The sequence below is a fragment of the Vibrio sp. YT-19(2023) genome (genome assembly GCF_033337395.1).
In genome coordinates, this window is sequence record NZ_JAWOQN010000046.1 from 15749 (window position 1) to 29502 (window position 13754).

Below are 13754 nucleotides of genomic sequence, written 5' to 3' on the forward strand. Positions count from 1 at the left end.
AAACTCGTCAAAACAAGTTGTTCGATTTTGACGTGTGTTGTAACTCCATGAAAATTAGGTTTTTATTGTTTTTGCTGAGTGTCATTTTTTGAGCTGGATCACTTCCTATTTCTATTTATTTTACGCTTAGAAATAACAGGTTGTATGTTGAATGTAACGGTTAGGTACCTCGCATTTGAGGGGCCGAGATTTTTATCATTGTCGTTTTGAACCACTGACTTTTTTGGGGAAGTAAGATGTTTAAACCTAGTCTGATTGCTATTTCTGTTATCACTACATTAGCAGGTTGCTCTGCGCTGCAAAGCTCTGAACAACAAGTTGTAAATTCGTTGGCTAATAATCTTGATATTCAATACCAAGTGTTGACTAACCACGGTGCAAACGAAGGTCTTGCTTGTCAGGACTTAGGGGCTGAGTGGGCGTCTTGTAACAAGGTAAACATGACGCTGGTTAACCAAGGTGAAGCGGTTGACTCAAAAGATTGGGCTATTTACTTCCATAGCATTCGTTTGATTCTGGATGTTGAAAACGAACAGTTTAAAATCTCTCGCGTAACGGGTGATCTACACAAACTAGAACCAACAGATAAGTTTGATGGTTTTGCTGCGGGTGAAGAGGTTGTGCTTCCTCTTGTTGCTGAATACTGGCAGCTATTTGAAACTGACTTCATGCCAGGCGCGTTTGTTGCTGCACCAAATGCAGAGCCTAAGATGATCGCTTCTCTTAACACAGAAGACGTTGCATCTTTCGTGACTGGCCTTGAGGGTAACAACCTAAAACGTACGCCAGATGACAACAACGTATTTGCGAGCGCTGTGTCTCGTTTCGAGAAGAACGAAGATCTAGCAAAACAAGACGTATCAACCACGTTACTACCAACGCCAATGTCTGTTGAAGCAGGTAAAGGTACGGTAGATATCGCGGCGGGTATTGCGCTGCCTAAAGACGCATTCGATGCGGCTCAATACGCAGCAATTCAAGGTCGTGCAGAAGTGGTAGGTGTGGATGTTCGTGGTGATCTTCCTGTAAGCATCACTGTTGTTCCTGCAGACTTCACCGGTGAATTGGCAAAATCTGGTGCTTACGAAATGAGCATCAAAGGCGACGGTATTGCGATTAAAGCGTTTGACCAAGCAGGTGCTTTCTACGCAGTACAATCTATCTTTGGCCTGGTAGATAGCCAAAATGCTGATTCTCTACCACAACTGTCTATTAAAGATGCGCCGCGTTTTGATTACCGTGGTGTGATGGTGGACGTGGCTCGTAACTTCCACTCTAAAGACGCGATTCTTGCAACGCTTGACCAAATAGCCGCGTACAAGATGAACAAACTACACCTTCACCTAACGGATGATGAAGGCTGGCGTTTAGAAATCCCGGGTCTGCCTGAGCTGACTGAAGTGGGTGCTAACCGTTGTTTCGATCTAGAAGAGAAAAGCTGTTTACTGCCTCAGCTTGGCTCAGGTGCAACGACAGACAACTTTGGTTCTGGCTTCTTCAGCAAAGCAGACTACGTGGACATCTTGAAGTACGCGAAAGCGCGTAACATCGAAGTGATTCCTGAAATCGATATGCCAGCACACGCTCGTGCAGCAGTGGTATCAATGGAAGCACGTTACGACCGTCTAATGGAAGAAGGTAAAGAAGCAGAAGCGAACGAGTACCGCCTGATGGATCCTCAAGATACATCGAACGTAACGACGGTTCAGTTCTACAACAAGCAAAGCTTCATCAACCCATGTATGGAATCTTCAACTCGCTTTGTTGATAAAGTGATTTCAGAAGTAGCAGCAATGCACCAAGAAGCGGGCACGCCGCTAACAACATGGCACTTTGGTGGTGACGAAGCGAAGAACATCAAGCTAGGCGCTGGTCTGCAAGACATCAACGCAGAAGACAAAGTAAGCTGGAAGGGTAACATTGATTTGTCTAAGCAAGACAAGCCATTCGCACAGTCACCACAATGTCAGACGCTAATTGCAGACGGTACGGTAAGCGATTTTGCTCATCTACCAAGCCACTTTGCAGAAGAAGTGTCGAAGATGGTGGTAGAGAAAGGCATTCCAAACTTCCAAGCTTGGCAAGATGGCCTTAAGTACAGTGAAGGTGAGAAAGCGTTCGCAACAGAAAACACACGTGTTAACTTCTGGGACGTTCTTTACTGGGGTGGCACATCATCAGTGTACGAATGGTCTAAGAAAGGTTACGACGTTATCGTTTCTAACCCTGACTACGTGTACATGGACATGCCGTACGAAGTTGACCCGAAAGAGCGTGGTTACTACTGGGCGACGCGTGCAACAGATACTCGTAAGATGTTTGGTTTTGCACCAGAGAACATGCCTCAGAACGCAGAAACCTCTGTAGACCGCGATGGTAACGGCTTCACTGGTAAAGGTGAAATCAAAGCGAAACCTTTCTATGGTCTATCAGCACAGCTGTGGTCTGAGACAGTACGTAACGACGAGCAATACGAGTACATGGTATTCCCTCGCGTACTGGCAGCCGCTGAACGTGCATGGCACCGTGCTGATTGGGAAAACGACTACAAAGTGGGTGTTGAATACTCGCAAAACTCTAACCTAGTAAACAAAGTTGCGCTAAACCAAGACTACAACCGCTTTGCGAACGTACTTGGCCAACGCGAACTGGCTAAGCTAGAAAAAGCGGGTATCGACTACCGCCTACCTGTACCAGGCGCGAAAGTTGAAGAGGGTAAACTGGCAATGAACGTTCAGTTCCCGGGTGTGAAGCTTCAATACTCTCTAGACGGCAAGAACTGGCTAACTTACGCAGATAATGCTCGTCCAAATGTGAAAGGTGAAGTGTTTATCCGTTCTGTGTCAGCAACCGGTGAGAAAGCAAGTCGAGTGACCAGCGTGAAATAACTCAATTCTTGTAAGTTAATTTTTTGGCAAAGCCTCAACCTCATGTTGGGGCTTTCTTTATTTTTTGAGGAAATTAAGCGTGATCGATGTCTAATTATTTTTCATTGATAAATAAGTTTTTGGTTGTAATGGTCAAGGTTATTGTGAACTGGATCGACTTAATCTGCTAAATATCAATAAATTATCTGTTTACGATCACACTTCTATTTTTTGAATAATTTTATAAAAATACGATAAGTGCCTGTATTTTCCATGTTTTTATCAGGGTTGTTGAGCTTCGGTTTGAACAAGATCACTTTTTAAAATGTTTTATTTTTCATCGCGAATTAATTGAAACAATATTGCGAACGCCAAGGAGGCACATTCCAAAGTTTGCGATAAAAGGGAAAAGATGCCCTCTAAAACTATCGCATAACGTGAATAAATAAAGGCAGTAATTATGAAAAACATTTTTGCACTGAGTGCTCTTTCTCTCGCTTTCGCTTCTAGCGCTTTTGCTGGTTCTTCTTACGTAACAGGTAATGTTCAATTCCACGATGATGGTCGAATTCATGGTTCGGACGTTACGTCTACACTGGAAGCTGGTCATACTTTTGATAACCAATTCGGCGGCTTTACGGTTTACACCGAATTTGATGGTATTCAGTTGGGTAAACTGGAAACAGAAAACGGTGGCGCAGGTAACACAACACCAGCAATCACTGTGGGTGGTGAGCAGTCATTTAATATTACCGATCATTTATGGGTTGCCGCGGGTTACCAACACCTGTTCTCTGCTGGCGAGAACGTACAGTACCGTCCATTGGTTAAGATCGGTTACAACTTCGATAACGGCATCTCCTTAAGTAACCGTACTCGTGCGCACATTGATGCGACAGACGCAGATGCGGATACAGATTACCGCATGGACAACCGCATTGGTTACGTGATGAATGGGGATGTGACGCTAAGCTACAACAACGTCTACATGATTGAAGCGGAAACCATGGACCACGAGCTTCGTGCAACGTGGACTCGTAAAGGTGTTCAACCTTACTTTGAGTTCCGTAGTCAAGCACACGGTGCAGAAAACGCGAGTGGTGACAGCCTAGTGAATAACGCTTTTGTATTTGGTGCCTCTTACGGCTTCTAATTTTATATTTGTCTTAACTGTCCATTAAGAAAAAGCCCAGCGGTTTATCTCGCTGGGCTTTGTTTTTATTGGTCGTTGCCTTCGTGGTGGCTATATTCGAACACTTGGCCTTTTTCGTTAAAGGCGTAAACGGTGTAGCTGTCTTTTTTGTCGCCATATTCCATACCAGGGGAGCCCATTGGCATGCCTGGTACTGATAGGCCTTTTGCGTTACGTGGTGGATTTTTCAAAAACGCTTTAATGTCTTCGGCTGGAATGTGACCTTCAAACAGATAGCCGTTGATCTCTGCCGTGTGGCAAGAGTAAAGCTGTTCATTCTTGATGCCTAGATCGCGTTTGATGGCGTTCATGTCATCGTGCAATTTTTCTTCGACCGTAAAGCCGTTCTCTTCCATGTGTTTTGTCCATTCTCCACAACAGCCACAGTATGGCGATTTATGGTTAATGACATCGGCTGCCAATACGTTGGCGGACACGGTCGCAAGCATTGCAAAGGTCAATAGTTTCAACTTCATAATACCCTCAAAAAGAAGTGGTTATTTTACTGAAAACAGTCGTAGTCGATTTGCATTACTAACGACAGTAATTGAAGACAGTGCCATTGCCGCTCCTGCGACAACAGGACTGAGCAAAAATCCAAACGCTGGATAAAGCACACCAGCGGCAACTGGAATACCCAACGAGTTGTAAACAAAGGCACCAAATAGGTTTTGCTTCATGTTCTTAAGTGTAGCGCGAGAGAGTTCAATCGCATGTACTACCGCCATTGGTGACGTGTTCAGGATGGTCATTTGCGAACTTTCAATGGCGACATCACTGCCGCTACCCATAGCAATACCGAGGTTGGATAACGCGAGAGCAGGGGCGTCGTTAATGCCATCCCCCACCATTGCCACGACATGTCCTTGAGATTGAAGTTGCTCAATGTGCTGAGCTTTCTCATCTGGCATTACTTGGGCAATCACTTCATCAATACCAAGTTCTTGGCCGATAGCATTGGCAACGTGTTGGCTATCGCCCGTCAGCATTACCGTTTTGATGCCTTGCGATTTTAATGCAGAGAGCGCTTGTTTCGCATCTGATTTGATCGGGTCGGCAATGGCGATCAGACCGATCAGTTCGCCGTTCAATGCCACAGCTACCGGAGTCCACGCATTTTTTGCGCATTCATCGATGGCAGATTTTAGTGCGCTAGTCTCGACGTTCTCTGCTTGCATAAATTGAAGCGAACCAATGAGCAGCGGTTTATCTTGATACGTCGCCAAAATGCCGCGCCCGCGAACGTTCTCAAACTTGTCTAATGAGACATCCTTTGCGTCGTGTCGTTTGGCGTAATCACATACCGCTTTTGCCAGTGGGTGCTCAGACTGACGCTCTGCCGCATACGCTAAAGCCAATAGATCTTCTTGGCTGGTGGCGTGAGTAAACACTTGCTGAACGCTAGGTTTACCTTGGGTAAGCGTGCCAGTTTTGTCGAATACAACCGTGTCGACTTTGCTTGCCAATTGAAGGGCGTCGGCGTCTTTGATCAGAATGCCGAGCTCTGCGGCTTTACCCACTCCCACCGTGACAGAAAGTGGGGTTGCTAAGCCTAGAGCGCAAGGGCAGGCGATGATCAGGACTGTTGTGGTGACCACCAGCATATAACTCGCTTTTGGCTCTGGACCAACGGCAAACCAAACGAGCGCGGCCAGTATTGCTATGCCAACAACGACAGGGACAAACACCGATGAAATCTGGTCTGCCAGTTTCGCGATGGCTGGCTTACTGCTTTGCGCTGTGCGCACCATGCGGATGATACGAGCCAGCATGGTATTTGCGCCAATGCCCGTTGCCTCAATGACTAATCCACCATCGGTATTTAATGTCCCAGCAGACACTTGAGCCTCTTGCGCTTTTAATACTGGTACTGGTTCACCAGTGAGCATCGACTCATCAATGTATGATTCACCTTGAATCACAACACCATCAACAGGCACTTTCTCGCCTGGTTTGATACGCAGTTTCATGCCTAGCGTGATTTGCTCAACCGCGATTTGTTGGTCGCCTTGTTCCGTGATTACCGTAGCTTGCTGAGGTTGCAGGTTAATCAGAGCTTGTAAGGAACGTGTTGTGTTTGCTTTGGCTTTTGCTTCAATATAGTGCCCAAGAGAAATTAAGCCGATGATCATTGCACTCGCTTCAAAGTACACGTGGCGTGAAGCAAGAGGGAACCAGTCTGGGAAAATCACCACAAGCATCGAATAGAACCACGCTGCGCCAGTACCGAGCGCGACTAACGTGTCCATGGTGGCGCGCTTGTGAGTAGCTGCTAACCAAGCGTTACTGAAGAAGTGTTTCCCTGCTGTGGCAAGAAGGAGTAAACATACGATACCGATCGCGCCCCAAGCTAATTGGTCGTTGGTGTTGCGAATCATCATATTGCCGCCAGCAACGCCCCAAATCATTAAGGGGGCACCGACGACAAGGCCAGCAATAGCATCCAGTTTAAAGCGTTTTTGTTGCTGACGTTGTTGCTGCGCTTGCTTTTCTTGCTGGGTTGCGGCGTCTTGTAGGATCTCTGCTTGGTAACCGGCTTGTTTTACCGATTCAACAATTGCGTTAAGGAGGTCATCAGAGTCTTGGCTTGCGAATACTAGTGCGCTTTGTTCTGCGAGGTTGACCTGTGCTTTCTCAACGCCTTCTACGTTAGTAAGTGCTTTCTCTACTGAAGAGACGCAACTCGCACACGTCATGCCTTGAATCAGCATTTGCAATTGAATACTCGCTGGTGGCACCTGCGTATCTTTAATATTGCTTTGCTTTTCTACCTGTTCGGTCTCTGGTGAGCTTTCGTTCTCTACTTCGACAGAATCAAGGTTGGCGGTATAGCCGAGTGTTGCTATTAAGTCGATCACTTGTTGCTCGGAGAGGAGGGTACGAATCTCTAAGTGCGTTGTTGAAGCCTCAAAAGAAATAACGTCTTGATTAGATTCTAATAAAGATGAAAGTTTTTTGACGCAACCGCCACAGCTTAAGCCTGAAAGGTTTAGTTCGTAGTGATTTCCTGCTTGGTAACCAAGAGATTCAATCGACGAGACGAGCTCTTTAAGAGAAGACTCGGTTTTGACCTCTACTTGCGTCGGGGACAAATTGAGGATCTCCACATCGTGATTCGCATGTAAAGCATTCTCAACTTTTCTCGCACAGCCCATGCAGTTGAGCCCTGATAAAGGTATAACTAACTGATACATAATCTGCACCTCAATAGTAGTGATGCTATGAGCTTAAACCTTCCTGCAAGGGTAAGGTCAATACCCATTTGCTACTCACAACAATTTCGTCAAAATCTCTCGAATCCCACAAGTGCACGGTCATTTTACTTGCGAGTGATCTCAAGGTTTTTTCTCTTTGAATATAAAGTTCCGTTAAAACACCTAAAAGATGAATGAAGTCGCTCACGTTTTTTAGATGCTCTCAATGTCAGTTCAGTGTCAAAACGTACTTTTAACGTTTTTTATTTTTTATGTTTGATGTTAACTAATTGTTTTTTGTTGATTTATTTTATTTTTGTTCTTCTCATTTTGAAGTCGCTCAGATTGCTGTAGGGAAAGTTTTTTAGTGCGAAAAAAGTTTGTCATATTTGCCCCGTCCAAACACTGTTTCAAGTTCCTGCCATGTCCTAGTTAGTGAATTTGAAAATGGAAAAAACTAAAAATATAGGGGTTTATAATGTCTTACCTAAAGAAAAGCCTACTTGCCACGGCAATTACCGGCATGATGTTCAGTGGTGCTGCATTTGCTGATGGTGCAAACAGTGACGCAGCAAAAGAGTTTCTAACCAAAGATTCATTTTCTTATGAAGTTTACGGAATCATCGCGATGCAGGCCGCGTACCGCGATTACGATTCTGGCAGCAAAGCAACGGACGATGATTTGGGTGGCATGCAGCTAAACAACGAATCTCGTATTGGTTTCCGTGGTAAAAAACAATTTGCTAACTTCGACCCTACTTTTATTTGGCAAATCGAAGGCGGTTATGTAGACCCTAGCTTTGGTGGCGAGGGCGCAGGTCTTGGTGAACGTGACACATTCGTCGGTTTTGAAAGTGCATCTTGGGGGCAAATTCGCCTGGGTCGCGTTTTGACACCTATGTACGAATTGGTTGACTGGCCAGCATCTAACCCTGGCCTGGGCGATGTATACGACTGGGGTGGTGCTATTGGTGGCGCCAAGTACCAAGACCGTCAATCAAACACTATCCGCTGGGACTCTCCAATGTTTGCTGACAAATTCTCCCTAGATATCGCAGCTGGTGCAGGTGATAAAGCAGGTCTAGGTGAAGGGGATGACTACTGGGGTGGTATCGCTGCACACTACAAAATTGGTCCTATCCAGTTAGATGCGGCATATGAAGGTAACCGTAATATCAAGATGGAAAGCCAAACGTGGGAAAACAACACGTACTTGGTAGGGGCACAAGGCTGGTTTGATAACGGGATCTCTTTCTTCGCGCAATACAAATATATGGAGGCGGACGCAAGCAATGGTGTGAGTGAAAAGCAAGATGCAATGTCTGCCGCTATCATGTACACCACGGGTGATTGGCAATACAAACTGGCTTACGCCGCTAACTTTGATCTAGAGCGTGATGGTAAGAAAATTAACGATACAGCGGATGATGTGTTATCAGCACAAGTTATGTATTTCGTAGACCCATCGGCAGTGCTGTACGTACGTGCTCGTACTCTAGACTTTGGCGACGGTGCGTCTCAATTAGATAAACCAACAGAAGCACGTTGGAAGTCTGCTGACTACGACGAGTTCTCTGTAGGTGTTGAATACTACTTCTAATTAAAGAAGCAGCTAAAAGGGCGGAAACGCCCTTTTTATCTTGATACTTATTCAAATAAGCCTTTGAAATGACTGGCCTGTAAATTTTAGAGGCTTATCTAAATTGGTATAAAGTGAGAAACCATGATGAAAAAAACAACGACACTTCTCGGACTTTGCGCAATGCTTTCGGCGCCAGCTTTTGCTGCTCAACTCACTCTGCAATCTGAATTAGTTCCTCGCGTTCTCAACGGCGAGTTCGTCTACCCTGAGTGGATATCCAAGAACAACAGCATCGAGTTAAAGGATGGGGAAAACCAATTAGCGGTAACGGTTGGACAAATCGTATTTGAAGATGGAAAGCGCCGTAAATTCGATTCGCAGCCGCTGGTATTAGAGTTTGATGCAGAAAAAGACACCGAGCTTTCTCTGACTTATCAAACATTCCGTACTATTGAAGAGGCGAGAGCCTTCGAACTCGATCCTAAAGTGGTATTGAAAGACAAAAAAGGAAAAGAAGTGGCATTCTCTATGGTTCAACTTCGTAAAGGTGGTTTGCAAGGTTTTCGTGATTACGAACGAGAAGTTGCCGACTATAATAACGCAATGAATAAAGAATCGACTAAGGCAAGCATTGCGTCTTCTCCAGCGGAAACCAAAACAATCAAAGCATCGTTTAATGAATTGAGCCGTGAAGAGCAGCAAGAATTTATGCAATGGGCAATGCGTAACCTGAAGTAATTTCGTCTCGTGCTTTAACAGTAAATAGCAGGGCTGTGCCTTTTTGGTTCTGCCCTGTTTTTATTTCTGTTGTCAAACCGATTGTAGAATTGACTTACGGTGGTAAAATGTCGCCACTTTTATCCTTGACATTACAACGAGAGATCTCTCGTTGCTCATTACCCCTAAGGAACTCAAATGACGGTTAAAACTCGTTTTGCTCCTAGCCCAACTGGCTATCTACACGTTGGTGGTGCGCGTACTGCACTTTACTCTTGGCTATACGCTAAAAACCAAGGTGGTGAATTCGTTCTACGTATCGAAGATACAGACCTTGAGCGTAACTCTCAGGAAGCGGTTGATGCAATTCTTGAAGGCATGGAATGGCTAGGCTTGGAGTGGGATGAAGGTCCTTACTACCAAACTCAACGTTTTGACCGTTACAACGAAATGGTTGATAAGCTTCTTGCTGAAGACAAAGCTTACAAATGTTACGCGTCTAAAGAGCTGCTAGATGAAATCCGTGCAGAGCAAGAAGCAAATAAAGAAATGCCTCGCTACGATGCTAACCATCCAAAAATCAAAGCAGCAAACGAAGCGGCAAAAGATGGCGATCCATGTGTTATCCGTTTCCGTAACCCGAAAGAAGGCAGCGTAGTATTTGATGATCAAATCCGTGGTCGCATTGAAATCCGCAACGATCAAATGGATGACCTAATCATTCGTCGTACTGACGGTTCACCTACTTACAACTTCTGTGTAGTAGTGGATGACTGGGACATGGGTATCACTCACGTTGTTCGTGGCGAAGACCACATCAACAACACGCCTCGTCAAATCAACATCTACGAAGCACTAGGTGCGCCAGTACCAACATTTGCACACTGTGCAATGATCCTGGGTGATGACGGCGCGAAACTGTCTAAACGTCACGGCGCTGTATCAGTCATGCAATACCGCGATATGGGTTACCTGCCTGCGGCACTAAACAACTACCTAGTGCGCCTTGGTTGGTCTCATGGTGACCAAGAAATCTTCTCTCAAGAAGAGATGATCAATCTATTTAGCCTAAACGCAGTATCTAAGTCAGCGTCTGCTTTTAACACTGACAAACTGCAATGGTTGAACAACCACTACATCAAGAACTCAGACCCTGCGTACGTTGCTGAGCATCTACAATGGCATCTAGATCAACAAAAACTAGACGTAACGAATGGTCCTGCTATCACTGACGTGATCAAGCTAGTGGGTGAGCGTTGCAACACGCTAGTTGAGTTAGCTGAGCAAATCCGTTACTTCTATGAAGATTTCTCTGAGTTTGAAGCGGGCGCAGCGAAGAAACATCTACGTGGCGTGGCTAAAGAGCCTCTAGAACTTGCATTAGCGAAAGTGGAAGCACTAACTGAGTGGACGACAGCTAACATCAAAGATGGCGTTATCGCAGCAGTATGTGAAGAGTTGGAAATCGGCATGGGCAAAATCGGTATGCCATTACGTGTTGCTGTAACAGGCGGCGGTCAGTCTCCTTCTGTCGATGCAGTAATGGAGCTGGTTGGAAAAGAGCGTTGTATTGCTCGCATTAAGATGGCGCTTGAGTTCATTGCTGAGCGTGAAGCAAACGCATAATTGCTTTGAACTGAACGTTCTTTTGAATAAATAGTCACAAAGCCGCGGTGAGCAACCGCGGCTTTTTTGTATCTTCAATTTAGATAACGAGAAACTTTCTCTCATATTGGTGAATGAAGAGATGGTTTCACCTGTAATTTACCTCAATATGGATAAGATTTTTTAATCCAAATATCGTTGGCATGAATAAAAAACGAGCGATTATATATCAAATATCTGATTGATTTTTATCCATGTTCCTTAAAGTTCCATTTTGTTTGTCTCATTTTTAAGAAAAACCTTTGCTTTAGCTATGTTGTTCCAAAAAATAAAGCAAACGTTTGCGTCGTGATTGCGTGGGGATTTTTTTGCTTAAGATCACATGTTGTCGAGATTTTTGATGACAATAAATTGACAGAATTGGGATTTTTCTCGCGATTTCTTAGCGTTATAGTTCATCCCGTCAGCGATACCGAGATGGCGATATGTATCACTGAGCAGGAAATGTACGTAAGTTGCTTCCATAAAAAAAATGCATGTGCATAAAAAGAAGCTGACTAAGTATCTCACTCAAGGAATGAATAAAAAGAATTGAAATACAACGTCAGTCAGACGGCGCATTTCGGCATCTAACAAAAGAACTTCTTTAGAGGAATCAATAATGAAAAAATTAGCAGCGGTAATTTCAGCGTCTCTACTTATGGCTTCAGCAGCACAAGCAGAAGTATACGTTGGTGGTAAGATGGGTAAGTCATGGATGGAAGACGCGTGTGTAGCGGGCCAGGCTTGTGACAAAGACGATTCTACTCTTGGCGCTTTTGTTGGTTACGAAATGAATAAATACTTCGCAGTAGAAGCGGGTTTCGACAACATCGGTGATTTTAACCAAACTTCTTTCGGTGGCCACGTAGAAGCAATCACTCTTGCTCCTAAATTTAGCCTACCAATCACTGAAGACATCGCACTTTACGGTAAAGTGGGTGGCGCTTACGTAATGTTTGATGGCAAAGATGATTACTCTTACCTAGGCGCAGCTGGTCTTGAATTCAACCTAAGCCAAAACGTAACAGCTCGTGCGGAATACCAAACACTGACTGACATCAGCAACGATGTAACTCGTGCGACAGGTAACACTGCAACACTAGGTGTTTCTTTCAAATTCGGCGGCAACGATGAGCCAGTAATCGTAGAAGAGCCAGTTGTTGTTGAAGAAGTGGTTGTAGAAGAAGTGGTAGAAGAGCCAGTTGTAGTTACGAAAACATTCGAAACTCAAACAATTGGTACAGGTAGCTTCGATCTAAACAGCACAACTCTAAAACCAGAGAGCGCTGCAAAACTTGATAACCTAGTTGCTTTCCTAAACGAGCACCCACAAGCGAACGTTGAAGTTGTAGGTTACACAGATACGTCTGGTCCAGCAGCTTACAACCTAAAAGTTTCTGAAAAACGTGCTGAGTCTGTTGCTAACGCACTCGTTGAAAAAGGTATTGATTCATCACGTATCCAAGCTCGTGGCGAAGGTGAAAACAACCCAATCGCTTCAAACGACACTCGTGAAGGTCGTCAACAAAACCGTCGCGTAGAAGTCGTTGTTCCAGAATTTGAATACCAAGTTCAGCAATAAGCTCCTATTCGACCGTAGTATAGAAGACTGAAGCTGAAAGCCCCAAAGAGTTCGCTCTTTGGGGCTTTTTATTTCTCTTCAAAAAACTGACTGAAATGTTCAAAGTGGCCAGGTATTACTTAAGATCAATGCTGTTTAAACGCCCCATAAATGTCAGGATCTCCAAGTTATCTTTATGTGCTTCTAACAACGCTTTTTTGGTTTGCATGTAGGCGGCAAGTTTGCCGTACTTACTAATAGAGCGAACCACCGTTTTATATTTATACTCGCCGTCATCATTGAACTCTCGCCACTTGGCGATGTAACACGTATCTCGGTTGTCAGGGTTTTCAAGAGTAGGGTTAGGCTTGTGAACGATTTTAGGCTCAACGCTATGTGGAAGCCTGGTCATTAGGTAAGGGTCTTTCAAAAGACGTCGCCAGAATTTGCCCCACATTTGCCGACCTAACTCGTTTCTCAGCTTAATGGCTTTTTGTAAGCCTTTCTTTTCTCCAATACGAACAAATCCTACCGAGCGGTGTAGTACCGTATCCTCGGGGGTATGGATATGTATCTTAAAGGCTGTCTTGCCTTTAGAAATAAAGCGGTGTCCAGTGTTAGTTATTAAATTGCTCTTAGACATAGTGCTAACTAATAATTTTATTAATAGCCAAAAGGGTAAGCAAAACTCATAGATAATTAAAGTAATAAAATACAAAACTGTAAATAGGGCTTGTTGAAATGATTTCAAGGGGAAGAAGTCAGATCAGTAGAAGGCTTTATCCCGTAACCGAAACACCCGATCCGATCATATTGATTACTGGGAAGATTATCTAACACGGTGTAATAGGGGGAGCAGTGCGAGGCTTGAAATTGAAGATACAAAAAAGCCTTAGCTCAAGTGGGAGCTAAGGCTATGATATGGCGCCCCCAGTAGGATTCGAACCTACGACCTGTCCCTTAGGAGGGGACTGCGCTATCCAGCTGTGCCATG

Annotated in this window: 9 protein-coding genes and 1 tRNA gene; 6 read left to right on the forward strand and 4 right to left on the reverse strand. The window is 44.6% G+C overall.

The window, feature by feature from the left end:
* The first annotated feature begins 236 nt into the window (after positions 1–236).
* Together R7E78_RS22145 and R7E78_RS22150 are read left to right on the forward strand one after the other, a co-directional pair.
* Complete coding sequence (locus tag R7E78_RS22145; protein ID WP_318058244.1) at positions 237–2888, forward strand: beta-N-acetylhexosaminidase; 2652 nt, start codon at positions 237–239, stop codon at positions 2886–2888.
* A gap of 439 nt (positions 2889–3327) precedes the next feature.
* Positions 3328–4020, forward strand: coding sequence for an oligogalacturonate-specific porin KdgM family protein (locus R7E78_RS22150; protein WP_213903851.1), 693 nt, complete (start codon positions 3328–3330; stop codon positions 4018–4020).
* Positions 4021–4085: 65 nt separating this feature from the next.
* Here R7E78_RS22150 and R7E78_RS22155 read toward each other — a convergent pair whose 3' ends face one another.
* A complete protein-coding gene (locus R7E78_RS22155) occupies positions 4086–4535 on the reverse strand; it encodes a DUF411 domain-containing protein (RefSeq protein WP_005382005.1) in 450 nt (149 codons plus the stop codon).
* 21 nt (positions 4536–4556) lie between these two features.
* On the reverse strand, positions 4557–7253 hold the full coding sequence (locus R7E78_RS22160; protein ID WP_318058245.1) for a copper-translocating P-type ATPase: 2697 nt from the start codon (positions 7251–7253) through the stop codon (positions 4557–4559).
* Between the two features lie 478 nt (positions 7254–7731).
* Between R7E78_RS22160 and chiP the strand changes: the two genes are divergently transcribed.
* From chiP to R7E78_RS22180, 4 genes are all read left to right on the forward strand, one after another.
* Complete coding sequence (gene chiP / locus R7E78_RS22165) at positions 7732–8853, forward strand: chitoporin (protein WP_005382007.1); 1122 nt, start codon at positions 7732–7734, stop codon at positions 8851–8853.
* Positions 8854–8976: 123 nt separating this feature from the next.
* A complete protein-coding gene (locus R7E78_RS22170; RefSeq protein ID WP_165401723.1) occupies positions 8977–9573 on the forward strand; it encodes a DUF2057 domain-containing protein in 597 nt (198 codons plus the stop codon).
* A 177-nt stretch (positions 9574–9750) separates the two neighbouring features.
* The gene (gene gltX, locus R7E78_RS22175; RefSeq protein WP_005384075.1) at positions 9751–11178 is read left to right on the forward strand and encodes a glutamate--tRNA ligase; all 1428 of its coding nucleotides are present in this window, start codon (positions 9751–9753) and stop codon (positions 11176–11178) included.
* Between the two features lie 640 nt (positions 11179–11818).
* Positions 11819–12781, forward strand: coding sequence for an OmpA family protein (locus R7E78_RS22180; RefSeq protein WP_005382010.1), 963 nt, complete (start codon positions 11819–11821; stop codon positions 12779–12781).
* 115 nt (positions 12782–12896) lie between these two features.
* Here the strand turns inward: R7E78_RS22180 and R7E78_RS22185 are convergent, their stop codons facing one another.
* Both R7E78_RS22185 and R7E78_RS22190 read right to left on the reverse strand, forming a co-directional pair.
* On the reverse strand, positions 12897–13403 hold the full coding sequence (locus tag R7E78_RS22185) for a hypothetical protein (RefSeq protein WP_005382011.1): 507 nt from the start codon (positions 13401–13403) through the stop codon (positions 12897–12899).
* Positions 13404–13682: 279 nt separating this feature from the next.
* Positions 13683–13753 (reverse strand) — tRNA-Arg (locus R7E78_RS22190).
* Position 13754: the final 1 nt, after the last annotated feature.